General features: G+C 46.5%; 24 protein-coding genes and 1 riboswitch. Of the genes, 9 read left to right on the forward strand and 15 right to left on the reverse strand.

The window, feature by feature from the left end; genetic code table 11:
• Positions 1–7 precede the first annotated feature (7 nt).
• Positions 8–202 carry a hypothetical protein gene (locus P22_RS05515; RefSeq protein WP_054259224.1) on the reverse strand — a complete coding sequence of 65 codons (195 nt, stop codon included), beginning with the start codon at positions 200–202 and terminating at the stop codon, positions 8–10.
• Between the two features lie 298 nt (positions 203–500).
• Positions 501–836 (reverse strand): L,D-transpeptidase, encoded by a 336-nt coding sequence (locus tag P22_RS05520; RefSeq protein ID WP_054259225.1) that lies wholly within the window; start codon positions 834–836, stop codon positions 501–503.
• 403 nt (positions 837–1,239) lie between these two features.
• Between P22_RS05520 and P22_RS05525 the strand changes: the two genes are divergently transcribed.
• The 4 genes from P22_RS05525 (at position 1,240) to P22_RS05540 (ending at position 4,602) form a co-directional block, all read left to right on the forward strand.
• Complete coding sequence (locus P22_RS05525) at positions 1,240–1,905, forward strand: response regulator transcription factor (protein WP_072169779.1); 666 nt, start codon at positions 1,240–1,242, stop codon at positions 1,903–1,905.
• The gene (locus P22_RS05530) at positions 1,902–3,398 is read left to right on the forward strand and encodes a HAMP domain-containing sensor histidine kinase (protein ID WP_054259226.1); all 1,497 of its coding nucleotides are present in this window, start codon (positions 1,902–1,904) and stop codon (positions 3,396–3,398) included. The genes P22_RS05525 and P22_RS05530 overlap by 4 nt, the downstream gene beginning before the upstream one ends.
• An 85-nt stretch (positions 3,399–3,483) precedes the next feature.
• On the forward strand, positions 3,484–4,254 hold the full coding sequence (locus P22_RS20985) for a hypothetical protein (RefSeq protein ID WP_054259227.1): 771 nt from the start codon (positions 3,484–3,486) through the stop codon (positions 4,252–4,254).
• A 45-nt stretch (positions 4,255–4,299) separates the two neighbouring features.
• Positions 4,300–4,602 (forward strand): hypothetical protein, encoded by a 303-nt coding sequence (locus P22_RS05540; protein ID WP_054259228.1) that lies wholly within the window; start codon positions 4,300–4,302, stop codon positions 4,600–4,602.
• Positions 4,603–4,663: 61 nt separating this feature from the next.
• Here P22_RS05540 and P22_RS05545 read toward each other — a convergent pair whose 3' ends face one another.
• Both P22_RS05545 and P22_RS05550 read right to left on the reverse strand, forming a co-directional pair.
• Complete coding sequence (locus P22_RS05545) at positions 4,664–6,040, reverse strand: aminotransferase class V-fold PLP-dependent enzyme (RefSeq protein WP_054259229.1); 1,377 nt, start codon at positions 6,038–6,040, stop codon at positions 4,664–4,666.
• 187 nt (positions 6,041–6,227) lie between these two features.
• Positions 6,228–6,407, reverse strand: coding sequence for a hypothetical protein (locus tag P22_RS05550; RefSeq protein WP_054259230.1), 180 nt, complete (start codon positions 6,405–6,407; stop codon positions 6,228–6,230).
• A 161-nt stretch (positions 6,408–6,568) separates the two neighbouring features.
• On the opposite strand from P22_RS05550, the gene P22_RS20400 reads away from it, so the two are divergent.
• Positions 6,569–6,730, forward strand: coding sequence for a hypothetical protein (locus P22_RS20400; RefSeq protein ID WP_156318862.1), 162 nt, complete (start codon positions 6,569–6,571; stop codon positions 6,728–6,730).
• Positions 6,731–7,295: 565 nt separating this feature from the next.
• Positions 7,296–7,448 (forward strand): hypothetical protein, encoded by a 153-nt coding sequence (locus P22_RS20405; protein ID WP_156318863.1) that lies wholly within the window; start codon positions 7,296–7,298, stop codon positions 7,446–7,448.
• Positions 7,449–7,487: 39 nt separating this feature from the next.
• Here P22_RS20405 and P22_RS05560 read toward each other — a convergent pair whose 3' ends face one another.
• From P22_RS05560 to elbB, 7 genes are all read right to left on the reverse strand, one after another.
• Positions 7,488–8,129 carry an ATP-dependent Clp protease proteolytic subunit gene (locus P22_RS05560; RefSeq protein WP_235814560.1) on the reverse strand — a complete coding sequence of 214 codons (642 nt, stop codon included), beginning with the start codon at positions 8,127–8,129 and terminating at the stop codon, positions 7,488–7,490.
• Between the two features lie 75 nt (positions 8,130–8,204).
• Positions 8,205–9,893: a methyl-accepting chemotaxis protein gene (locus P22_RS05565; protein WP_054259232.1), complete on the reverse strand. Its 1,689-nt coding sequence runs from the start codon at positions 9,891–9,893 to the stop codon at positions 8,205–8,207.
• Between the two features lie 155 nt (positions 9,894–10,048).
• Positions 10,049–10,135, reverse strand: a riboswitch (cyclic di-GMP riboswitch).
• 151 nt (positions 10,136–10,286) lie between these two features.
• A complete protein-coding gene (locus P22_RS05570; RefSeq protein WP_054259233.1) occupies positions 10,287–11,225 on the reverse strand; it encodes a carbohydrate kinase family protein in 939 nt (312 codons plus the stop codon).
• 130 nt (positions 11,226–11,355) lie between these two features.
• Complete coding sequence (locus tag P22_RS05575) at positions 11,356–12,576, reverse strand: multidrug effflux MFS transporter (RefSeq protein ID WP_054259234.1); 1,221 nt, start codon at positions 12,574–12,576, stop codon at positions 11,356–11,358.
• 128 nt (positions 12,577–12,704) lie between these two features.
• The gene (locus P22_RS05580) at positions 12,705–13,967 is read right to left on the reverse strand and encodes a saccharopine dehydrogenase family protein (protein WP_054259235.1); all 1,263 of its coding nucleotides are present in this window, start codon (positions 13,965–13,967) and stop codon (positions 12,705–12,707) included.
• A 32-nt stretch (positions 13,968–13,999) separates the two neighbouring features.
• A complete protein-coding gene (gene nspC / locus P22_RS05585; protein ID WP_054259236.1) occupies positions 14,000–15,103 on the reverse strand; it encodes a carboxynorspermidine decarboxylase in 1,104 nt (367 codons plus the stop codon).
• A gap of 257 nt (positions 15,104–15,360) precedes the next feature.
• Entirely contained in the window at positions 15,361–16,023 is a 663-nt protein-coding gene (gene elbB, locus P22_RS05590; RefSeq protein WP_054259237.1) for an isoprenoid biosynthesis glyoxalase ElbB, read from the reverse strand.
• Between the two features lie 211 nt (positions 16,024–16,234).
• Between elbB and bioB (P22_RS05595) the strand changes: the two genes are divergently transcribed.
• From bioB (P22_RS05595) to P22_RS05605, 3 genes are read left to right on the forward strand one after another with little or no spacing between them, the layout of a single operon-like run.
• The gene (gene bioB / locus P22_RS05595; protein WP_054259238.1) at positions 16,235–17,227 is read left to right on the forward strand and encodes a biotin synthase BioB; all 993 of its coding nucleotides are present in this window, start codon (positions 16,235–16,237) and stop codon (positions 17,225–17,227) included.
• A gap of 1 nt (position 17,228) precedes the next feature.
• Positions 17,229–18,230, forward strand: coding sequence for a biotin synthase BioB (bioB, locus tag P22_RS05600; protein WP_054259239.1), 1,002 nt, complete (start codon positions 17,229–17,231; stop codon positions 18,228–18,230).
• Between the two features lie 33 nt (positions 18,231–18,263).
• On the forward strand, positions 18,264–18,824 hold the full coding sequence (locus P22_RS05605; protein ID WP_054259240.1) for a biotin transporter BioY: 561 nt from the start codon (positions 18,264–18,266) through the stop codon (positions 18,822–18,824).
• 61 nt (positions 18,825–18,885) lie between these two features.
• Here P22_RS05605 and P22_RS05610 read toward each other — a convergent pair whose 3' ends face one another.
• The 4 genes from P22_RS05610 to P22_RS05625 all read right to left on the reverse strand — a co-directional run bounded on the left by P22_RS05610 (position 18,886) and on the right by P22_RS05625 (position 23,931).
• Complete coding sequence (locus tag P22_RS05610; RefSeq protein WP_054259241.1) at positions 18,886–19,920, reverse strand: hypothetical protein; 1,035 nt, start codon at positions 19,918–19,920, stop codon at positions 18,886–18,888.
• A gap of 201 nt (positions 19,921–20,121) precedes the next feature.
• Positions 20,122–21,198 carry an ABC transporter ATP-binding protein gene (locus P22_RS05615; RefSeq protein WP_216598030.1) on the reverse strand — a complete coding sequence of 359 codons (1,077 nt, stop codon included), beginning with the start codon at positions 21,196–21,198 and terminating at the stop codon, positions 20,122–20,124.
• Entirely contained in the window at positions 21,171–22,886 is a 1,716-nt protein-coding gene (locus P22_RS05620; protein WP_054259242.1) for an ABC transporter permease, read from the reverse strand. Before P22_RS05620 ends, P22_RS05615 begins: the two co-directional genes overlap by 28 nt.
• Positions 22,887–22,908: 22 nt before the next feature.
• Positions 22,909–23,931: an ABC transporter substrate-binding protein gene (locus tag P22_RS05625; RefSeq protein WP_054259243.1), complete on the reverse strand. Its 1,023-nt coding sequence runs from the start codon at positions 23,929–23,931 to the stop codon at positions 22,909–22,911.
• Between the last annotated feature and the right edge of the window lie 83 nt (positions 23,932–24,014).

Genomic DNA, 24,014 nt, shown 5'->3' on the forward strand with positions numbered 1-24,014 from the left:
TTTATTTCTATCCGTCTATTTTGTCGGATTCAAGCAAGCCTTCTTCTGCCAACAATTGTAATTTGATTTCTTTCTTTTCCATACCTCTGGCAATACGCTGCAGTGATCTGGAAATATTATAAAGCAGGTATACAACGCCAATTGCCAGCAAAGTGTGAAACACACTAAAGAAAACAAATCCTAACGGAACATGATTATGCATACTACCACTCCTCTTATGATCATATCCCTGATTATGGTACAAATATATGGCAAAACTATGACAAGATATCAAATAAATAAAAACCGTTTACCCTAGGGTAAGCGGTTTTTATTTATTTGATATCTTAACCTTAATTTCTTTACCACAGCTGGAGCATTTTCCAATACCATGTTCAAAAATAACCTGACCTCTGCACGGCAAATGAATAAGCATACATTACACCTCCCTTCAACAGCATGTTACTATAAACCTTTTTTATTATACCACTTTTCCTGCCTTCATGGCAAAACAAATCAGCTTACCTGACAATGGCCACCGGGGTCCCAACGGGTACAATTCGTGCCAGATTCAGGACATGACTATTGTGCATACGGATACAGCCATGTGAAACATAGTGACCGATTGAAGAAGGATTGTTTGTCCCATGTATGCCGTAATGCGCAACACTAAGTCCCAGCCACATCGCACCGAAAGGTCCGCCCGGATTAGGATTTTTGGTAACAATCCTATAAGTTCCGGTCGGAGTCGGTGTGACCATTTTTCCTACGCCGACCGGATATGTGGCAACACTCTGCCCGTTTCGATATAATGACAAGCGTCTTGTCGTTAAGTTCACAGTAATAGAATAAGCCATATTTTCACCTCTGCTTCATCTTATGCAGCACAAGTAAAAAAAGCCCTCCGGAAAGCTTCTCCTTTGACGGACAAATCAGCGACTAATATCATATGATATAGCGAAATACAAGTCAAATCTATTGATAGGAGATGGTTATTTATGGGCTTTGGATTTGGCGGCGGCTGCGGACGCGGCAGTTGGTTCATCATTATCATCATTATTATATTGCTTCTTCTGTTTTGCTGCTTTGACAACAACGATTGCAATTCGACTTGTTAAATTAACCTGCCGGAAATGTTATCGCGAAAACAGCCACATGCTTGCGGCTGTTTTTTTTTACCGGATAAACACTATTGACTTTTTTTCTATTACTATATTATTGTAGAGGCAAATCACATCATAATTAAGGAGACTACCAAGGGTGAATAAGAGCATTTTAATTGTTGACGATGAGCAGCGTATGCGAAAACTGGTATCGGATTTTCTGAGCCGTGAAGGCTATACTATTCTTGAGGCTGCTGACGGCAAAGCGGCGCTGCAGGTATTGGAACAGGAAACAGTGGATCTGGTTATTCTGGATGTCATGATGCCCGAACATGATGGCTGGACGGTTTGCCGTGAAATCAGAAAAGATAATAATATCCCTGTCATTATGCTTACTGCCCGAAGTGAAGAAGTTGACCAGTTGTTTGCTTTTGAAATCGGGGCCGACGAGTATATTACCAAACCTTTCAGTCCCAAAATTTTAACCGCACGGGTTAATTCCATTTTCCGCCGGATAGAACGGGAAAAGACCGTTTCTTATAACGGACTGGCTATTGACGCCGCTGCCCGCCAGGTATCCCTGGACGGGCAGATTCTTGATTTAAGTCCCAAGGAATATGAATTGCTGGTTTATCTGACTGAAAATCAAGGGAAAGCACTTAGCCGCCAGCAAATCCTCAATCATGTCTGGAGTTATGAATACTTTGGCGATCTCCGGACGGTCGACACGCATATCAATCGCCTCCGGACAAAATTAGGGGATAAAAATTCTGCCATCCAAACCATCAGAGGTTACGGCTACCGTTTTGAGGCCGAAAAATGAAACTTTCTATCAGAACAAGATTATTTACCAATCTAACCGCATTATTGCTTTTTTTCGTTTTTCTCTCCCTTTGTCTGACTTTGCTTGGACTGGAAAAGTATTATTTCTGGCAAAAGAAAAACGTCCTGGTAACTGCCGGTGAAACAATTGACAGTGTATATCTCGGAAACCCCGAAGATCTTTCGCTTGATTTAGAACGTCTGGGAAACACACTGGGTGCTCGTATCATCATCTCCAGGGACGGTTATGTGAAATACAGTTCCTTTGGGCGCATCATTAATGAAAAATTTCATGAACTGCCGCCAGCTCCGCCTTCTAATGCAGTCAGTGCCGTCCCTCAGCCCCCCAGGCCGCTGTCTATTTCCAAGGAAAGAGAGTCCTTTGACAGCCGTACGGTCCTGGAAGTTCAGCAAGACCAGGTGCTAAAGATTGATTTTTTAACAATGGAACGGCAATTAAATAACGGCGACACTCTCCTTATCCACCAACCGCTGGCACCCATGCAGGAAAGTGCCACTGTAGCTGCACAGTTTCTTGGCATTACCGGTATTCTGGCACTGCTGCTTGGCTCGGTCTGGACATTTCTTTTTGCCAAAAAGTTTACAGCTCCGATATTGGAACTCAATCGCATTGCTCAAAGCATGAGCAAACTTAATTTTTCTCAAAAGTGCACCATAAACCGCAGTGATGAAATCGGCGAACTCGGCAGCAGCATAAACCAGCTGTCCACCCAGTTGGATACCGCCATATCCGAACTGTACCAGAAAAATTTACAGCTGATGGCCGATGTGGAAAAAGAACGTAAACTCGACAAAATGCGCAAAGACTTTGTTTCCAGCGTTTCCCATGAATTAAAAACACCGCTGGCATTGATCTTAGGCTATGCGGAGGGACTGAAAGAAAATGTCGCCAAGGATGAAGACAGCAGGAATTTTTACTCTTCGGTCATTATTGACGAAGCCGGAAAAATGGATAAACTGGTAAAAGATCTGCTAAATCTTTCTCAGATTGAATCCGGCTTCTTTCCATTAACGCAAACAGACTTTGATCTCTCAGCACTCCTGAACGACTTCGCCTCTAAATATCAAACACTTTTCCAAGAAAAAAACATTACGCTGGAAATGAACCTACCGGACAGCCGAATTGTACATGGTGATTCCTTACGAATCGAACAAGTTCTCACGAATCTCCTCACTAATGCCATTGATCATACGGACGCAAACAAACAAGTCAAAATATCCATTCAGGATGTAGACGATAAAGTCAGAATTTTTGTCTTCAACTCCGGCAAACCCATTCCTGAGGAAAGTTTCGATAAACTTTGGACAAGTTTTTACAAAGTTGATAAATCCCGCTCCAGAGAGCATGGCGGCTATGGACTGGGCCTTTCTATCGTTCGTGCCATCCAAGAACTTCATGGTAACCGTTATGGTGTCCAAAATACGCCGGAAGGTGTTTCTTTCTGGTTTGAAGTAAATAAAACAGCACCATAATTACACAAGATTGTAACATTTTTGTAACATTTCTCCTGCATAATAAGACTAAAGCGAGAGATTACCATATAAAGGAGAATCCATTATGAACCTATCAACAAGAAAGAAACTAGTCAGCGGTCTGATCATCGGTTGTCTGGCTCTTTCTCTTGGAAGTCTGGCTTTTGCCGATGAAATGAAGACCTGTCCACCGCCCCAAGCGGAGAATGAGGCAACTTGCCGGGCCTCTAATCACCCCGGAGGGGAAAAACAGCTGTCGGACAGTTTAACCAAATTAGTGACAGAAGGAACCATTACTCAAGAGCAAGCCGACAAAATACAGACTTTCTTTAAAGAAAAAGCTGCCGAACGTCAGGCTGCCTTTGAAAAAATGAAAAAGATGACGCCCGAACAACGTCAGGCATATCTTAAAAAGAAATCGCCCCGGCATTCCGACCTGATTAATGATCTGAAAAGCGCGGCCGGCCTTTCACAGGAACAGGCGCAAGTAGTTGCTGAAACCCTGCGTCCGCCGCGGCCATTTCCGCCCCAGGAACGTCTCCAGCAAATCGATACTACCCTGGCCCAGCTGGTACAGCAGGGAACCATTACTCAGGAGCAGGCCGATGAGCTGGTACAATTCTTTAAAGAAAAAGCTGCCGAACATAAAGCGGAATTTGAAAAAACCAGGGACATGACCCCGGAAGAACGGCAGGCGTTCCTCAAGGGAAAAATGCCGCAGCAGCCTGACTTCATCAACGATCTGAAAAACGCGGCCGGCCTTTCCGATAAACAGGTTAGAGCAGTAGCCGCTGCGCTTCACCCGCCACACGGGCCGCATCATGCGGACTGCAACCGCCCGGCTGGAAATCAATAAGTAAAAACTTCAATCTTAGCTAAAATATAAAAGGTGGCATATACTATGAAAAAACCATTACAAAAAGTTATTGTATTTTCCCTGCTTGGCCTGTTTCAATTAGGGCTTGCCGCTTCTGCGGCGGAAGCTTCCCCGCTTCATCTGACAAATCGCTTGGATCAGCAGCAGTCTTATCAGGCCGCTCCCCAGGGAACGAATCAGCAGGAACGGGAGCGTCTGGAAAACGAACGTCATCAACGTGAAATGAAACGGCGACCTAACGAGAGCGACAGGGAATGGGAAAAACGTCAGAAACAAGAGATTCAGCGTCATCAAGATGAACTGCGCCAAATAGGGGCTGCGAGATAAACAATGAAGTGAACTCCTGAGGGGAAAGCCAGCAGGAGTTCACTTTGTTTTCATTTGAAGTTCAAGGCAATTGCCTTTTAACGGAAAATATTGATTCTTCCTCAACTGCCAGGTTATTGTATTTTTCTTTATAATGTTTTTTATTATTAATAATCTGCCATAATTGATCCAGGAACAGATCGGCTTCCTGGATGGTATTATATAATCCCAGGCTGATTCTTACTAAACCCGGGACGGTCTTTTCATGATGCTTATGGTAGTACTCTATATCCTGTTTACTGAAACCGAGCAATTTCTCCACATAAGGGTGGGCACAAAAAAGACCGCTCCGCACCGCAATCCCCGCTTCATAGGACAGCATTTTAGCCAGCAGACGGTGCTCAATGCCTTCAACACGAATTGATATAATACTTACCCTGTCTTCGTCCGGTGAGGAATGGCAATATAAACTGACGCCCGGCATACAGGCTAACCCGGCAATTAAATAATCAATCACTGTTTTTTCATATTGATAAATGACCTCGATACCGATCTGCTGTATGATGCGGATGGCCGTCAGCAGGGCCAGCACCCCCAGCGGATTGGGAGTACCCGCTTCCTCTTTGTAGGGAGAGTCATCCCAGTCAACAAATTCTCGCGAAACCAGCTTTACCGCACCTCCCCCTTTAAGCATCGGTTCATACCCGTCAAACGTATCACGCGGTCCGATCAGCACCCCTGTCCCAAAGGGAGCATACATCTTATGTGCCGAAAAAACAAGATAGTCAATATGTTCTTTACTGCTGTGGGGCTTCATGTCAATGGCACTATGCGGCACCAATTGCGCACCGTCTACTAAAATCCGGGCTCCATAGTGATGGGCCAGTCCGGCTATCTTGTGTACCGGAGGGATAAAGCCGGTAACGTTGGAAGCTCCGGTTACGGCAACCAGTTTAACTTTACCGCCATATCGTTCCAATTTACACGCTAAATCTTCCAGTGATAACTCCCCGGCCTGGTTTATTTTCACATAATCCAGTTTGAATTTATTTCTCCAGGGAAGATCATTGGCCAAATGTTCCATTTCACTGGAAAGAATCACTGCCTGCCCTTCCTGTTGTTGCAATATGTAGGATAACAAATTGATGGCTTCTGTTGTACCTTTGGTATAGATAACCAAATCACGTTTTGCATCAGCATGAACAAATTGTTTAATTTGTTCCCGCCCTTCTTCATACATGTCAGAAGTCACAACCGACTTATATCCAGTTCCCCGGTGAACGGATGAATACCATGGAGAAAAATCCTGAATTTCCTTGATTACAGCATGGAAAGGTGGCGTGGTTGCCGCATTATCAAAATTAATGGAAGTAACATAGTCTCCATTCAGTAAAGGTACTTTCACATTGACTCCGGCAATCAACCGCCTGAAATGAGCTGTTAATCCATCCTTTGCCATCTTGATCCCTCATTACCGTTTATTTTATCAAAAAGCCTTTCCTTACACTGTATTCATTACAAATTATATTGGTTACATTGACGAACTACAATTGCAGAGTAACAAGAAGAAGAGAAGAACGCTGCTTTTTCAGAGCCCTTTCTTCTCTTCTTGTCTTTATTGGAAAATCACTTCCTTGTCCCCCTCGTTACGGATAAAAGCTAAGTTCCGGGAACATGGCGGCAAAAGAGGTGGGTAATACCAGTTCCGGGAAAAAAATAATTTGAACACGGGGATGATTACCGTAGAACATACGCACCGGATAAGGCCGGTGACAATAAGGGCAAATCCAGTCAGCTCTATTTCGGACGGATAAATTTATTCGCATCGAAAGCATCTCCCACTTTTTATTATATCTTATGTAAATCAAGTGGTTTTTGCTAACTTTCAATAGTTTAAAGACTGAATAGCAATGCCCTGCTTTGGCAACACTAGAACTGCTTACCTGTATTTGCTTTTTATCCCACCACAAGAGGAGCGTTGATACTCATGCCAAATTACCGGGTCATTCTTGACGGCACGGATACGGGTAAAATTATCGTAGCCGGCAGTTATGAAGACGCATATTTTGATGCGGCCAGCACACTTGCACTGACATACCAAAACAACCTGGTCCTGGAAGAAATAGCAGGTGACAAATTGCTCCCCTGATAAAACTACTGTCGGCAGGAGGTGAAAAAGAATGGGCGGAAAGACATATGATCAGTTTAAAAGCCGTCAGAATGCCAAAGCAAAAAACCAAACCGGAACAACAGCTAAAAATAGCACCAATGATGAAAAACGCAATCAAAAAGAGGAATAATCCGGGTGGCAGCTGCCACCTTTTTTTGTGAATACATAATCGTTCTGTCCTTACCTTTCCTCGCATACCTATGGTACCGGGGGAGTAAATTTGATGGTGGAGCTCTTCTGCAACATATTGCTATTGATGATCATTCCGTTAGCAACCATAGCGCTCATTTGGTTTTTATGCCGGATAAATTAATACCAATAAAGCCATGATTTATGTATAAATCGTGGCTTTATTGGTAAAACTTACATTGTAGTTGCATACTTCTTCTCTCCCAAGAGCGAAAGCCGCCTGTCACCCGCAGTCGGCTTTCGCTCTTTTTTATAACAAAAATAGTAAAAGTTAATATATACCGTGTATATTTGCATAGCGTCCGCATATACTACATATTGTGGGATATTATATGCAAAAACAGGAGGGATCGCGATGAAAAGACTGATAAACGGTGTATTTTCCAGCGTCTCCGAAGCCGAACTGGTTCTGCATAATATAAAAAAGGAAACAAAATTAAATGAAGATCCGGCAATCACCGAATCACAAAATGTATATAACGAAGAAGATTTTCCCTCCCAAACGTAATAACAGCAGCTGCAATGCAGCCGCTGTTATATGTTCCCCCTAAACAGGTAGTTCCTCATATTTCGAAATAATGCTGTGCACAATTCCGTATTCCCTTGCTTCCCCGGCATCAAGCCAGAAATTTCGCAACGTATCTTTTTCCACCTTGGCCAGCGGCTGGCCGGTACTTTCACTAATCAGCTTATTAATCCGGCTGCGTACTTTAACGATTTCCTCCGCTTCAATCCGGATGTCGGTAGCCTGGCCACGCACACCGCCAAGGGGCTGATGAATCATGTACCGGGTATTAGGCAGGGAGTAACGGTCTTCTCTGGCGGCAGCCAGGTAAATCGTAATGCCGGCACTGGCCACCCAGCCTGTTCCAATAACCAAGACCCTTGGTTTTACAAACTGAATCATATCATGAATGGTATCGCCTGCTTCCACATGCCCGCCTTGGCTATTGATATACAATTTGATCGGCTCATCGCCCATTTCCTGCAGAACCAGCAGCTGGGCTGCTACCTTTTCAGCCAAAGTTTGGGTAATCTCGCCGGACACGATAATAGAACGTGTCTTCATTAATTTTTCCTGCATTTTTTCTGAACGTTTTTTTTCCACCTGTTCCATAGACCTTCTCCTTCCGGTTTCCGTTTGATCAACAACGTTCTCAGCAAACAGTATAAATAATTCTTTATCCACCTCCCTGCCTCCTGCAAAAAAACAGCCAACGGCTATTGCCGTTAGCTGTTTTTATAAAAATAATTTATTTTTTTCTTATATATGAAACTGGGCTACGACTGCTCTAAGTTCTTCTGCCATTGTAGCTAATGCCTGACTGGAAGCGGCAATTTCTTCTATAGAAGCCGACTGTTCTTCGGAAGATGACAAAACCGTTTGCGTCTGGCCGGCAGACTGCTTGCTCAACTGATCAATCTCATTGACAGAAAGCACTATCTGTTGGCTGTTATCCGCCGTTTGCTGCAAGGCAGTAGAAATATCCTGCATTTGATTATGGATGTTCTGAACCAGCTCGGTAATATCCTTAAAAGCCAGACCGGCGGCATTGACCACTTCCGAACCGCTCTGCACCAGACGCGGCCCTTCGTTCATTACCGCAACGGCCCGGTCGGTTTCTTCCTGAATTTCGCCAATCAGTCCGGCAATTTGCTTAGCCGCATCCTGTGACTGCTCAGCCAATTTGCGGACCTCTTCCGCCACCACGGCAAAGCCCCGTCCCTGTTCACCGGCACGGGCAGCTTCAATAGCAGCGTTTAACGCCAGCAAATTGGTTTGCCCGGCAATTCCGGAAATGGTGTCAATAATTTGACCGATCTCCTTGGATCTTTCTCCCAGTTTGGTAACCACTTCCGTGGAGAGATTCACATTTTCAGCAATCTGCGACATAAAGGCTATTGCATTGCTAATGGATTCTCCTCCAATTTCCGCAGTTTCAGCCGCCTCACCGGATCTTTCGTTAATATCACTGGCATTCTGCGCTGCCTCCTGCACATCAATTGACATCTGCGAGATAACCCCGGCCGTACTATCGACTTCCCGCAGCTGGCTGGATGCAGCATCGGCAATATTACTAACCGAGTCAGCCACCTGAGTGCTGGCCTGCGCCGACTGATTAGCACTGGCCGTCAACTGCTGCGAGGAAGCAGCCAGTTGTTCTGAAGCTTTGGCGATTTGTTGAATCATCGTTCGCATATTGGTTTTCATTTTATTAAAAGCAGCAGCCAGCTGTTCCATTTCTTCTGTTGACTGCGACGGAATTTGTTCCGTCGTAATACGCCCGTCGGCAATTTGTGTTGCCACATCCACAAATTGGTGAACAACACTGGATATAGAACGGCTGAGCTTGAAACTAACGGCAGCGGCAAGAATAATAACAATGAAATTAATAGTCAGCAGGAAAATCTGATTGGTTCCGGCTTTATCACTGATTTTCCCCTGCTCGGTTTGCACAAAATCCTTAATCATGGATACCAGTTCTTCGGTTTTAGCTTGTGCCGTATTATAGGGAACATTACCCTGCTGAATAGCAAACTGCAAAGCTGCCTTATCATTGATTTGCGCCGCCTGCATAGCCTGCTCCGACAAGTTTTCATACTCGGCCTTGGCCGGCTTAATGTCGGCAATAATCTGCTTGGCCTTTTCTGTTACAAAAATTTGTTCCATACGTTCAATTTTTTGATTGGACGACTCCCGCAGAGCCTGAAATTTCTCTTTTGCTGCCAAATCACCGGTTAAATTGAATTTACGGACTACGGCAGCCTCTTCAATCATATTGCTTGCCAGTTCTTCCACCAGTATCAATTTTTCAACATTAACTGTAGTTGTAGCCTGGTACTCTTCATTAATCTGGCCGATTTTATAAAAGGTATAACCACTCATCAGCACCATAGCCGCAATGATAATTAAAAAAGCTCCGATAATCTGTTTTCCTATACTTACCTTCATCCGAATGTCTCCCCCATTTTATCGTTACATTGTATAAGTTACTTTGTATCTTCCTGTTTCATCTGACTCCCTTCCCTGGCATACTATCTTCACACATACAATGTTCCTACAAAAAAAAAGACAGACGCAGCCTGTCTTCTTTTAACATAAAAAATTACGGCGGCGTGGCAATCATAGATAATCTTATCCTTAGACCCTTAGCTTTGCGTCCCTACTTTTCAATAGGTTTGCCCAATATTCACTTTCTACTGACCACCTTATTTATATTAAATACCAAAATGCACAATTTGTCAATTAAAGGAATTTTATATATTTTTATCTGGAAAATACCGGCTGTGCTATTCCCACTTTTTTCACTATCATAATAGTCAAGCTTTTTCTCAATGGAAAATGCTATTTGTTACATGACCGTTCTGCCAAAAAACTTGTCACTTGCCCTAACAAGGGTAACCCATTCCGGCCCCCCAGGGTCTGCGCATTGATAGCGGAAACCGCACTGGCTAATTCTGCTGATTTTTTTAATGGCAACTCCTGAATCAGGCCGTATAGAAAAGCTCCGTGATAGCTGTCGCCGCACCCGGTAGTATCAACGGTTTCCACTACAAAAGCAGGCTGATGAAAACAGCCGCTGTCTTTATGCCAAACCCAGCTGCCGCGAATTCCGTCAGTAATGACGACCAATTCCGGTCCGCTTTCTAAGAATATCGGACCAGCCTGTTCCACCGAACTTTTTCCGGTATACTGAACTGCAAAATCCCTGGCAACAATACAAATATCCACCTGCGGAACAATCTCCCGCATGCCCGGATGATAACGATTGGCACCACCATCAAAAGAAATCTTCACACCGGCTTGACGGGCAATGGCAATAGCCGGTAAAACAGCTTCCCGGTGCCGTCCGTTCAGATGAAGAATTTTTGCCGACCGGATGAACGGAGCATAAGGCATGATATCGGCAATTTCCGGAACCGATCCGGGGTGATAAAGTATGGCTCTATTACCCGTTCCCTTTTCCACCAGTATATTGGCCACGGAGGAGGAATGTCCGGTCACTACGTCCATGCTGTCCGTTCCCACATGATTCTTGTGGAAATCACGCAGGATCAAGCTTCCAACCCAGTCGTCACCCAAACGGTCAAGCATAGCCGTCTGGGCGCCCAGCCTGGCCAGGGCTACCAGCGCTGTCGCGACAGGACCGCCGCCGTCCAGAATCATATCGACGGCTTTTTGTACTTCCCTGGTAGCAGGAAATTTCTCAACAACGGTAAACATATCCAGCGTCGATACGCCCAGTCCTACAACATCAAAGTTCTTGCCGGAAGTCATTCGCATCTATGCGTCACCTACACCTTCAGTTGTCTTCTATAATATTGTACCTTCATTATAGCAAACTTTCACCGGGAAACCAGCGACATCTTCACGATAAAACCGGCAGACCGTTATAGTACACCTGCGAATTATCTTACCGCCATCGCACCAAAAAGATATAGCACAGAATCGCGGCCGTTTCAGCAGCCGCAATAGTTATTCCCATCGGGACGGCAGTATGACTGCCGGCAATACCGACGAGGGGAGCCATACAACCGCCAAAAACGAAATTAAACAGTCCCATCAGTGCCGCTGCACTGCCTGCCGACTTAGCCTGATCCTGCATAGCCAGTGAAAAACTGCTGGTACCGACAATGCCTACACTGGAAACAACAAAAAACAGCGGCAGCAAAACACCGTACAGCCCTCCTCCCATAACGATCACAGCCAGTAAACATACTCCGGCCACAAAAGCAAGCGAAAGCCCGGCAACCAGCAGCCGTGTCTCACTGACCTGTCCGGCCAGCCTGCCCGTAATTTGCCCGGCGATAATAATCCCCAGCCCGTTAGCAGCAAAAAACAGGCTGAACATTTGCGGTGATACGCCAAAAATGTCCTGAAGCACAAAAGGCGCCCCTGCGATATAAGCAAACATGGCAGCCGAAACAAAACCCTGTCCTAAAGCATACCCCATAAAAATCCGGTTGCCGATCAGTTGGCGGTACGCCCGCAGCGCATTGCCAATTCCGCCTTTAGAGCGCCGCTTAAGCGGCAATGTTTCCCTAAGTCCAAAAAAAACGGCAGCAAACATGGCCATGCCGACACCGCATAAAACCACAAAGATGCCACGCCAGGAGGTAACCTGTAAAATTTGTCCGCCTAAGATGGGGGCAAGAATCGGAGCAAAGCCGTTAATCAACATTAACAAAGCAAAAAAGCGGGTCATAGCCGGACCGGTATATAAATCCCGGACAGTAGCCCTTGAAATTACAACACCGGCCGACCCTGCCAGTCCCTGAACAAAACGCATAACTAAAAAAATCTCAATGGTCGGGGCCATCACACACATTGCGGAGGCCGCAATATAGACAAGCAAACCGGCCAGCAGCGGGATTCTCCGCCCATATTGATCACTCAGCGGTCCCACAAGCACCTGGCCCAGCGCAATTCCCAGCAAGCAGGCAGTTAAACTGCTCTGTGCCAGCGAGGTAGTAGTAGCTAGCTCTGTGGCTATATTGGGCATAGCCGGCAAGTACATGTCAATGGATAACGGCCCAAACGCCGACAGCCAGCCCAATATAACCGCCGTTACTAAAACAGCCGCCCGGTTTTTGTCCGGTGCAGCCACTGTATCTTCTTGTATGGTATGATTCATAAGTCAGCTATCCTTTCCGGTATTCGACCATATTTCTTATTTTATGTCACAGATTGAGTTCATGCAAGCCGGCTTTAGATTCATACAATGACAAAGGGCCACTCCTGGCGAAAGAGCAGCCCTTTTTATTATTCAACAGACTCTAACGATTCGATTGCCGGTGCCTCAAACACTGCCGGGTTTTCCGCTATCTCGGTAGGCAAGCCCATGGTATCTAGAAGCTTGATAAAAGGTACTGCGTCCAGTTCTTCCACATTAACCATCTTTTTTACATCCCAATCGCCACGGGCAACCAAAATAGCCGCCGCAACAGGAGGTACCCCTGCCGTATAGCTAATGGCTTGAGATTCCACTTCCTGATAACACTGCTCATGGTCGCAAACATTATAAATGAACAGCTTCCGCGGTTTATCCTCTTTGGTCCCGGAAATAAAATTGCCAATGCAGGTTTTGCCGGTATAACCGGGCGCCAGCGAAGCCGGGTCGGGCAGCAGCGCCTTGAGTACCTTAAGAGGTGCAATCTCAATGTCCTCTGTAATTTTTACCGGTTTTTCCGAAAGAAGTCCGATATTCTTCAGGACAGAAAAAACATTCAGATAATGATCGCCAAAACCCATCCAAAAACGAATGGAATTGGCATCAATATGTTTCGAAAGGGAATGCAATTCATCGTGCCCGGTCAAGTATACCGGACACTTCCCTACCACCGGAAAATCATAATCGACACGTATCGAATGGACCTTCTGCAACACCCACTGGCGGTCAACCCAGGTCCAGACTTTTTTAAATTCACGGAAGTTTATCTCCGGGTCAAAATTTGTCGCAAAATACTTGCCATGATTCCCGGCATTAACATCCAGAATATCAATGGTATCGATGGTATCAAAATACTCTTTTTGAGCCAGAGAGCACCACGCATTCACCACCCCGGGATCAAAACCAATACCTAAAATGGCCGTTATCCCTTTTTCCGCGCAGCGGTCCTTGCGTTTCCACTCATAGTTGGCATACCAAGGCGGATTCTCACAAACCTTGTCGGGTTCCTCATGAATGGCTGTATCCATATACACCGCACCGGCCTCAATACAAGCCTCTAAAACCGACATATTAATATAAGCTTGTCCTACATTAATGACAATCTCTGATTCGGTTTCCCGGATTAGCTTGACCATCTCCGGAATGTTTAAGGCATCGACCCGGCGCGCATACAGTTTTTTCGACGTGTCTTTCAGATGATTTTTCCGTAAAACACTGTCAATAATGGCCTCACATTTTCGCTGGGTACGCGATGCAATGCAGATATCTCCCAGTACATCGTTGTTCATGGCACATTTGTGGGCAACGACATGCGCCACTCCCCCAGCACCTACAATTAAAACGTTTCTTTTCATTTCTCTCCTCCTATGTCTTGCTAACATTGTATTTATGATAAACTAGTTAAGAAATCTGTGTAGTCAAATTTTCGGATCAGCTCTACCGAACCATTCAGCCGTTTTACGGCAATGCTGGGCATTTGCAGCCCGTTAAACCAGTTCTTTTTAACCATCGTATAACCGGCTGCATCGGCGAACCGGATTTCGCTGCCGATTTCCAGCTTATCTGCCAGGCGGAAAGTGCCGAATACATCACCGGCCAGACAGGAACGGCCGGCAATCATATATTGATGTTTCCCCGTTCCCCCGGTTTGCATTTTAGCCTCCAGCCGATAAATTAACAAATCCAGCATATGCGGTTCCACCGATGCATCCACAATGGCAATATCCCGTTCATTGTGTATCAGATCAACCACAGAGGTAACCAGTTCAGCACAGCCGGTAATGGCACTTTCACCCGGTTCCAGATAAATCTGTACATCATACCGCTCGGCAAAATCCGCCAGTTTTTGACTGAACTGTTTCACCGGGTAGCCTTCCTTGGTAAAATACAAACCGCCGCCCAGACTTACCCATTGTAAATGCTTAAGCAGGTCTCCATACTCCCGCCCGATCACATCCAGCTGTGCCGAGAAAGCATCAACATCATCGTTTTCACAATTATAGTGAAACATCAAACCACTAAGACGGGATAACTGCGCTCTCAAAACCGCTTTATCCGTTACGCCCAGTCTGGAATAACGGCGCGCCGGATCAGCCAGATCAAAATGAGAATAACTGATACCCGGATTAACCCGCAAACCCAGTTTTACCGTTTTGACCTTATCATAATACCGTTCCAACTGGGAAACGGAATTGAAAATAATCTTATCGGCAAACCGGACAACGTGCTCCATATCTTCCGGTGAATAGCCTACACAATAGGCATGTGTCTCTCCGCCAAATTTTTCAAAACCCAGGCGGGCTTCGAACAGTGAACTGGAGGTAGTGCCGTCCATATACTGCTTCATCAAATCAAACACACACCACGTGGAAAAGCATTTCAGCGCCAATACCGATCTGGCGCCGGAAAGCTGACGCACCTCTTTGATAATCTCCATATTGCGCAGCAATTTTTTTTCATCGATCAGATAATAGGGAGTGGCAATTTTCATTTTCACTAAACTCCTGTTTATACGCGAAATTCTGATAATGAGTCCCACGAAACTGACTCACGAAATTAATAATAACAAAAACCAGCGCATCTGTCGATATTCTTTAAAAATAATCGAAAATTCAGCTTAAAATTGATTTAATGTCGAAATGGTGCATTTTCCTAAATATAACACCATAAAAAAGAGGCTTACGTTTTTTTACGGTAAGCCTCTTTTTTCGGTATGTTTAAGCTGATACACTGCTAAGGTTCTGCCGTCTAAACCATTCGTAAAACTTCCCTGACCAGTTTTTCAATTCCCACCGCAATTTGCCCGATATTTTGCCCCAGCATATAGGCGGGAGTCGTCACAATCTTATTCTGTTCATCAACCACAATTTCGTCTACTCCGGCGCAAACCGGCTCAGCCTGCCAGTTCGTCAAAACACGATTGACTTCCGCATCGGAACCAATTGTCAGCCTGGGATGCACGCCCGTTTTTTTAAAAGCCTGGGCCACCAAAACAGGGGCTATGCACACAGCGCCGATGACTTTGCCTTTGGCATGAGCCTCTTTCAGCACGCGCTCCACATCAGGAAGGAGAACACTTTCTTCGCCATCCACGGCAAAGGTGCACAAGTTTTTTGCCGCGCCAAATCCCCCCGGAAAAATAATGGCATCCAGGGCGTCTATATCCAAATTACAGAGCGGCGTTACTTCACCGCGGGCAATACGCGCCGATTCAACCAAAATATTGCGTGTTTCCCCTTCCCTTACCTGCTGGGTATTATGATTCACCACATGAAGCTGCCTACTATCCGGAGCAAAAAAATGAACGCTGGCATTCTCCTGACTCAGATATAACAGAGTTAAAACCGCTTCGTGAATCTCAGAACCATCGAACACACCACAACCAGATAATATCACCCCTATGTTTTTCATCCCAACACCCCTTTAACTGCGATATATGTGATAGCTATTCTCGACAAATATCGGTATTCCTGCTATTGCCGGTTTATTTATTCCACTCTTCCGTTATTTTATAACCTTACAGCCAAAACAGAGACTTTACATCCGCTCCAATCAATTGTATGATATATTCGTCAACATCATTACATTATTAGGTTGACAATTGCCAATCAGGAGGACCACGGTGAATATCATTAAAAATCTTGCTGACAAAGTTCTCGGCGGCAGTACATTAACCCGTGCTGAGGCATTGCAGCTTACGTACATAGAAAGGTCCGATATTTTGTTATTGGCGGCCTATGCCAATAAAATCCGCGAACAATATGCCGGGAACACCGTTGATATGTGCGCTGTAATTAATGCCCGGTCGGGCCTTTGCTCCGAAGACTGCAAATTTTGTGCACAATCCTGCTATCATCATACTAATACAGCGGTTTATCCTTTGCTGGACAGCGAAGAACTGCTCAAAAAAGCCCGGGAAGCGGAAGACAGCGGAGCTACCCGTATCAGCCTGGTTACCAGCGGCAGGGGTATGGTAGGTGACTCTGATTTTGAACGTATTGTGGAAGCCATCCATACTATCCATAGCAAAACCAGACTGTCCGTCTGTGCCAACCTGGGAAGCATCACACCACTGCAGGCCCGTTGTCTGGCGGCTGCCGGTGTCCGCCGTTATGCCCACAATCTGGAAACAAGCCGGCGGTTTTATCCGGAGATATGCACCACCCACTCCTACCTGGACCGGCTGGATACCATTCAGGCGGCACAAGCCGCCGGCATGGAGTTGTGCACCGGCGGTATCATTGGACTGGGGGAAAGCTGGGAAGATCGTATTATGCTGGCTTTAGAACTACAAAAACTAAAGGTTGCTTCCATTCCGATCAATATACTAAACCCGATAGCAGGAACCGCCCTTGAGGGAAGCCCGCCCCTGCGGCCTTTGGATATTGTGAAAACGTTTGCCATTTTTCGTTTTCTCCTGCCGGATCGCGTCATCCGTCCTGCCGGAGGCCGTGAAATCAATTTGCGCGACCTGCAGGGCCTGATCATGCTGGCAGGGGCCAACGGGCTTATAATAGGCAATTATCTGACCTTTAAAGGCCGGCATGCTGCTGATGATTTTATGATGGTTCATGATGCAGGACTGATCCCTGCCGATTATGTAAAGGAGAATTAAGATGAAATTATGCGATTTGTTCACTATGGCACAAGCAGTACTTGATGGAAAGGAACTTTCCTTTGATGATGCCCTGGCATTAACCCGTCTTGCCGAAGACGACATTCCTGTCCTCTTAAGCCTGGCTAATAAAATTCGTATCCATTTTACAGGTTCCATTGTCGATACCTGCGAAATTATTAACGCCCGTTCCGGCAACTGTTCGGAAGACTGTAAATTTTGCGCCCAGTCCGCTCATCACCAGACACAACTGGCTGTATATCCACTGATGTCCGAACAAGCCATGTTAGCGGCAGCTAAGCAGGCAGAAGCAGACGGTGCCTATCGCTTCTGTATTGTCACATCCGGCTGCGGCATGAAAAACGATGCAGACTTTCCTTCCATAACGCAAACCATCCGGCGTATTGGCCAAGAAACAGCTTTACAAAGATGCTGTTCTCTCGGTATATTGGATGAACAGCATGTTGCGGAACTAAAACAGGCCGGCATTACCCGTTATCATCATAACCTGGAGGCCGGCAAAAGTTTCTTCGGCCGGATTTGTTCCACCCATAGCTATGAAAACCGGGTAGCTACCATAAAAAAAGTAAAAGCAGCCGGCTTGGAGGTCTGTTCCGGCGGCATTATCGGACTGGGGGAATCGTGGGAGCACCGTCTTGAACTTGCTTTTGCCTTAAAAGAACTGGATGTCGATTCGGTACCGATCAATGTCTTAAATCCCATAAAAGGAACACCGGTGGAAAATATGCCACCCCTAAAACCAATGGAAATCTTGCAGACCTTTGCTATTTTCCGGTTTATCCTGCCGGGCAAAATTATCCGCTATGCCGGTGGACGGGAACGCAACCTGGGTGAGCTTGTTCCTTTAGGATTTTTATCCGGGATCAACGGCATGCTGATCGGTAATTATCTCACCACCAGCGGACGCGGCGCTGAAACCGATTTGAATACCATTACCCAGTTAGGGTTAGCTCCTATCGGAAAAAGCAACCTACCGGGTTAATACCTTTACATCTGTTTGCGGGAGGACAGCATTATGAAACTTTCATTGCACGATATGATACTTATTGCCATCTTTGCCGCCCTGACAGCAGTAGGGGCTTTCATTAAAATTCCCACCCCCCTGGTACCTTACACCCTGCAGTTTTTATTCTGTGCCTATGCCGGTATTTTATTAGGTGCCAGGAAAGGGCTGTATTCCCAGGGTTTATATATCGGTCTCGGCCTAATCGGTGTGCCGGTGTTTGTCAACGGCGGCGGGCTGACCTACATTCTCCAGCCAACTTTTGGCTACTTGCTGGGCTTTGCCTTCTGCGCCTATATAATAGGGAAACTAACGGAAAATGCTGCCGGGAAGCTGACCTTTTCCAGGCTGCTGCTTAGTGTACTACTGGGGTTATTTAGCGTATATCTGGTAGGAGTGCCATACTTATATGCCATTGTCAAGCTATACCTGGGTAAAGAAATGGTCCTTGCCGAAGCCATTGCCGTAGGATTCACTCCCTATATTTTCCCGGATATCCTGTTATCGGTCATCATTGCCTATACCGGAATAAAACTTGTGCCCATCCTGCGAAAAATAAACCGTGCTGGTTAAGCTGATTAAAATAAAGTAAACGGCTACATAAAAATAGTCAACATTTCCGCCAGCGGCAAACTCAATGGATGATTTCCCGCACTGCCGCACGAAATCCGTCATATCCCTTCCCGGATAAAATTTCATACAGTTTGATCATGGTACACATGGAAAAAACATAATTGCGTAAAGAATAAAAGACTGGTGAAGCCAGCTCTTCTTCACTCATAGCAAACTCTGTGAGAGCATATTGTTTCAATGCCGTAACCGTAGCCATGGCAGCCTGCAGGGACAATACCCAATTGCTGTCCCCCATATGAATGATTAAAGGTTCCACCCCTGCCCAGGCTGCAGACAGCTTATGGCCGGTTACACCGTAATCAGCAGGATCGGTATTGGCCAGCAGGCAGGCCGTTTCCAGACAATAAGCAAGTTTACGGTTATTATTTTCATTACCGGGATATACATGCGCACTGGCTTGTGCCAATACTACTTCGCAAGGAATGCCCCGGTAAACGGATTCGGCCAGGCCGGCCACATGATGAACCCGTTCTCCGGCAATACTTTTTTGCTGCCGGCAGCTTCCGTCCTGATTCCACTGTAAAACCCAGGGCTTTTGCGAGTCGTGTAAAATTTGCGCGGCTATAACCACATTGCGGCTGGCCCGGCAGCGATAAATATCATAGTAACTGCGGGCTAAAGCCAAAGATACCTTCAGGTTCATGGCTGTATGCACAGCTAACCCGCCGGGATAGGCATGGTGGCGGTCATAGTTGCTGCCCGGTGCCGACCAAAAAGGCTGTGGTGATACGGCAGGATCAGAGCAAGGAGCAAATAAATCCTCTAAAGAAGAAGCTTGCTTATCTGCCCTGACGGCAATTCGCTCCCACAACAAGGCGGCTGCAGCGGGATCTTTTGCCTGCTGCATAAAGCTCGGAGCCGGATTTTCCAATACCTGCAGCACTTTCTCCCGCAGCAAAGAATCCGTAATTTCATTCGCGCTTTCCAGTAGAAAAGAATAACTCTCTGCCACAAGGGGTGAACCTGCGGCCATCTCCAGCGGCCCCATTTGTTGACATTGCTGCAGTGAAATGGTAATAACAATCCCTCCTGTCAATAAAAACCGTCAATTAGGCGGCCCTTCTCCCTGTTGTTTAACAAAGGGCCTGATTTCTCCTGCCTATACTAAGATAAATAAAAAAGTACTGTCTACTGAAATGACAGGCATCTATATTAGCAAATGGCTGTTTGGTACGGCAAGTTTTAGAAAATAAAATTAATACCTGCTACAGAAACCAATGCCAAACCAGACTTTAATTTATATAGTTACCGGTAAATACCCCAGTTGGAGATAGACTTCCTGTCCAACCTCAAAGGAACAGTGATTTCCGGCATGCACCCCGACTATATCCGGCCCCACGCCAACCGTATAATGTATCTCTTTGCCCAGATACTGACGGTTGATAATACGGCCGGCAATCCCCGGTCCGGCCAAAACGATCCGCAATTGTTCCGGCCTGACCGGAAATACCTGTTTTTCCTTAAAGCAAAGCGGGAAATCGCGGTCCGGCCATTGTACAGCACCGACTGCCAGGTCCGGCTGAAAAACCCCCTTTTCCCATTTGCCCCTGATCAGGTTGGTTTTGCCCACAAACGTAGCGACAAATAGCGTTGCCGGTTTTTCATAAATCTCTTCCGGCGTACCGGTTTGTTCGATTTTCCCGTCCTTCATGACTACAATACGGTCAGCCATGGCCAAAGCCTCCCCTTGGTCATGGGTAACATAAATGATACTGGCCTGCGTACGCCGGTGCAGCGCCTGAATTTCACGCCGCAGGTCCATCCGCAGTTCTATGTCCAGACTGCTCAACGGTTCATCCATCAGCAACAGGGAAGGGTTGGCACTGATGGCCCGGGCAATGGCGACGCGCTGTTTCTGCCCGCCCGACAACTCCCGGGGAAGCCGTTCGGCCAGATGCTGCAAACCAACCATCTCCAATACTTCCCTTACCCGTTTTTCTTTATTCAGATTCGCTTCCCGGGCTGCCGCCTTATGATACTGCAGCGGAAACAGGACCTGTTCTTTAACTTTCATATGCGGCCAAAGCGCAAAAGACTGAAAAACCATTCCGATATTTCTTTGTTCCGGCGGCAAAATCGCCCGTGGTGTACCTACTACCTGTCCGTCAATGCATATTTGTCCGTCAGAAGGCGAATCAAAGCCGGCAATCAAACGCAACAAAGTTGTCTTGCCGCAGCCGGAAGGCCCGAGAACAGCGATAAATTCCCCCTTCCGGATGGATAGATCAACCGACTGCAGGGCCTTCACATCGCCATAATGCTTGCTTACCTGCATTATCTGTGTGCTCATGCGGTCACGCCCTTTCTTTGCCATAGAATTTCCACCCCGTATAAAGTTGCCATGCCCAGCGAAATGCCAGCCACGATAACGCCTGATAAGGCTGCCGAATAGGTCGTATAGCCAGCCTGTTCAAAATTAAACATGACCACACCAACGGTTTCCGAGCCGCTGGAGAACAGCAGGGAAGAAACGGTAAGCTCGGTAAAGGCGGTCAGCATAACCAAAAAAGCACCGCCCAGCATACCGGGAAATAAGAGAGGCAGTAAAATTCTCCGCCATTTGACTCCCCTGGTGGCGCCGCTTACCCGAGCTGCCTCTTCCATCGTCGGGTCAACCTGCAGCAGGGCGGTTACACTGCTGCGCACCTGCAAGGTCATAAACCGGGCTGCATAGGCAATATAAAGGATGGTGACCGTGCCATATATACCGGGATTCCAGCCCGGAACCGGTTCCATCCAGGTAAAAATCATCGCCAGGGCAAAGACCACCCCCGGCAGGGCGAACGGCAGTCCGACAGACAGTTCAACCCCCCTGCTTACAATACCCATATGTCTCGTCCGGTAGTAGGCGATAACAGTGCCAACGATTACACAAAAGGCCATCGTAATAATCGACAGCCATAGGCTGTTACTCAACGCGCTCTGCACTTTGGCACTTTCCTGTAAAATAAAATGGTAGTGCTGCAGGGTAAAGGTTTCCGGGGTTAACGGTAATCCATAGGCTTTCACTACGGAAATGCCCAAGAGCGATAGTAAAGGAATAAAAGTAACCGTTGCCAATATCCCCAATACCAATACCTCGGCTAACAGGCGAAACCGGCCGAAGAAAAACCTTGGCCGCCGGTCTTCCTGCGCGGTTTCCATCAGTTTACTGCGGCGCAGCAGCAGCCATTGCAAGGTTGTCCCGATAAGCGCAATGACCCCTAACAGCACGGATAAGGCTGCCGCTTTATAAAAAGCGGACGGCCCCAGACCGATGACTTCTTCATAAATGGCAGTGCTCATTACCCGGATACCGGCCGGAATTCCCAGAAAAGCAGGAATTCCAAAATTGTCCAGCCCTGCCAAAAATGCCAGCAGTCCTCCCCCGGCGATACCCGGCAGCGCTAAAGGCAGGTTAACCTTCCAAAACGTTTGCCATGGTCCGGCACCGAAAATCCGGCCGGCCCACTCTACTTCACGGGGAATTTTACGTAAGACCGGGACCGTCAGTAAAAAAACCAACGGGAAATGCTGCAGAGACATGACAAAAATAATGCCGCCCAAGCTGTATACATTCCAAAGAAATTCGTGGGGCAGATAGCTTGCCAGCATGCCCTGTGGGCCCAACAGTTGTGACCAGGATAAAGCCACGATATAAGAAGGCAGAATATAGGAAAGTATCACCAGCATAGTAATGGCCTTTTTCCCGCGCACATCGCTATACGCAACCAGCCAGGCCATGCCAACACCGATTAGCACGGCGAATAATGTGGAAGCTCCGGTAATCAGCAATGTATTGGCAATGGTTGTCCAGGTTCTGGCCTGCTGAAACAATTCGCTGTAATTTACGAAAGATAATCCGTTGGGAGAAGCAAAGCTAAGCGCAACCAACTTTCCTATCGGCAGTAAAAACAAAACAAATACGGCGGCAAGCCCTAAGCCAATCGGAATAGACTCATACCAACGGAGCGAAAGGAGAAAAGGAAGAGACCTTATTCTCCTGATTTCCTGAGTAAGCATATCGTCTCTCCCCTACTAGTTACTATTGTTGGAAAATTTCCGAGAATGTTTTTTTATCGGCTTCACGTGCCGTAAACAGGGATTTTACATCATAATCCAGCACTTTGATCTGGTCATAGGTTTTAAGTCCTTCCGGTGCCGGCATGCCTGTACGAATCGGCGTATAGCCAATTTCCCTGGTTACCCTTTGCCCTTCCTCCGATAAAATAAAATCAATAAACGACTTAGCCGCTTCCGGATTTTGGGCATTCTTTAACATACCAACCGGTTCGGTAATAACCGTAACTCCTTCTTTGGGATAAATCAGATCAATAGGAGCTCCTTTGGCTTTGGCCTGGGCAGCATTGGCATCAACAATCATCCCATACTTTTTCTCGCCACTGGACACCATATTGGCAACACCGCCGTTCCCCTTGACAACGGTAATCGCATTGGCTTTCAGGGCCTTATAATAGTCCCAGCCGAAATCACCAAGCCGGGTAAGAACACCTAAGTTATAAGCGGCAGTTCCTGAATAAAACGGGCTGGGCATGACTGTTTGCCCCTTTATGGCAGGATTGAGCAAGTCTTTCCAGGAGTCCGGTCTGCTGGTCACGGAATTATGTACGGCAATTACGGTTGCAATGACTTTGGTCCCGGTATACATCTGATCAGGATCAACAAATTGAGCCGGAATCTTCTCTGCTTCCGGAGACTTATAAGCCGTCAGTATCCCCTGACTTTTCAATCCTTCAAAGGTAACGGCATCGGCAACCAGCAATACATCCGCCTTCGTACCGCCCGCCTGCTTTTCCGCTTGAACTTTGCTGATTACTTCCTCCGTTCCCGAACGAAAGACCTCTACCTTTACCTCCGGGTTTTTCTGATTGTAGGCTTTGATCAAGGTTGCTATATCACTGTCCGGCTGGGATGTGTACAGCACCAGCTTCCCCGCAGGTCCGGTTCCGCTGTTTTTCACTGCCGCTTGGTCATGTTCTCCGGATTGACTGCAGCCGGTTAGCAGTAAACCGGACAGCAAACCAAATATCAACCATTTGTTTCGCATGTTATACGCCTCCTCAAACTCTAACTAACCGTCAGTTACTAAACAACTTAGACGATTATTTGTTATTATTGTAAAGCGTAACA

The organism is Propionispora sp. 2/2-37 (genome assembly GCF_001298735.1).
GTDB lineage: Bacteria > Bacillota > Negativicutes > Propionisporales > Propionisporaceae > Propionispora.

Bases quoted from the DNA above. Each gene is read 5' to 3' on its own strand.
- P22_RS05580 (WP_054259235.1), bottom strand. From the start codon at position 13,967: ATGAAAAGAAACGTTTTAATTGTAGGTGCTGGGGGAGTGGCGCATGTC.
- P22_RS05520 (WP_054259225.1), bottom strand. From the start codon at position 836: ATGGCTTATTCTATTACTGTGAACTTAACGACAAGACGCTTGTCATTA.
- P22_RS05570 (WP_054259233.1), bottom strand. From the start codon at position 11,225: ATGCGAATGACTTCCGGCAAGAACTTTGATGTTGTAGGACTGGGCGTA.
- P22_RS20985 (WP_054259227.1), top strand. From the start codon at position 3,484: ATGAACCTATCAACAAGAAAGAAACTAGTCAGCGGTCTGATCATCGGT.
- P22_RS05620 (WP_054259242.1), bottom strand. From the start codon at position 22,886: ATGCTTACTCAGGAAATCAGGAGAATAAGGTCTCTTCCTTTTCTCCTT.
- P22_RS05565 (WP_054259232.1), bottom strand. From the start codon at position 9,893: ATGAAGGTAAGTATAGGAAAACAGATTATCGGAGCTTTTTTAATTATC.
- elbB (WP_054259237.1), bottom strand. From the start codon at position 16,023: ATGAAAAACATAGGGGTGATATTATCTGGTTGTGGTGTGTTCGATGGT.
- P22_RS05540 (WP_054259228.1), top strand. From the start codon at position 4,300: ATGAAAAAACCATTACAAAAAGTTATTGTATTTTCCCTGCTTGGCCTG.
- P22_RS20400 (WP_156318862.1), top strand. From the start codon at position 6,569: ATGCCAAATTACCGGGTCATTCTTGACGGCACGGATACGGGTAAAATT.
- P22_RS05515 (WP_054259224.1), bottom strand. From the start codon at position 202: ATGCATAATCATGTTCCGTTAGGATTTGTTTTCTTTAGTGTGTTTCAC.
- bioB (WP_054259239.1), top strand. From the start codon at position 17,229: ATGAAATTATGCGATTTGTTCACTATGGCACAAGCAGTACTTGATGGA.
- P22_RS05615 (WP_216598030.1), bottom strand. From the start codon at position 21,198: ATGGCAAAGAAAGGGCGTGACCGCATGAGCACACAGATAATGCAGGTA.
- P22_RS05605 (WP_054259240.1), top strand. From the start codon at position 18,264: ATGAAACTTTCATTGCACGATATGATACTTATTGCCATCTTTGCCGCC.
- P22_RS05545 (WP_054259229.1), bottom strand. From the start codon at position 6,040: ATGGCAAAGGATGGATTAACAGCTCATTTCAGGCGGTTGATTGCCGGA.
- P22_RS05575 (WP_054259234.1), bottom strand. From the start codon at position 12,576: ATGAATCATACCATACAAGAAGATACAGTGGCTGCACCGGACAAAAAC.
- P22_RS05530 (WP_054259226.1), top strand. From the start codon at position 1,902: ATGAAACTTTCTATCAGAACAAGATTATTTACCAATCTAACCGCATTA.
- P22_RS05550 (WP_054259230.1), bottom strand. From the start codon at position 6,407: ATGCGAATAAATTTATCCGTCCGAAATAGAGCTGACTGGATTTGCCCT.
- P22_RS05625 (WP_054259243.1), bottom strand. From the start codon at position 23,931: ATGCGAAACAAATGGTTGATATTTGGTTTGCTGTCCGGTTTACTGCTA.
- P22_RS20405 (WP_156318863.1), top strand. From the start codon at position 7,296: ATGAAAAGACTGATAAACGGTGTATTTTCCAGCGTCTCCGAAGCCGAA.
- nspC (WP_054259236.1), bottom strand. From the start codon at position 15,103: ATGAAAATTGCCACTCCCTATTATCTGATCGATGAAAAAAAATTGCTG.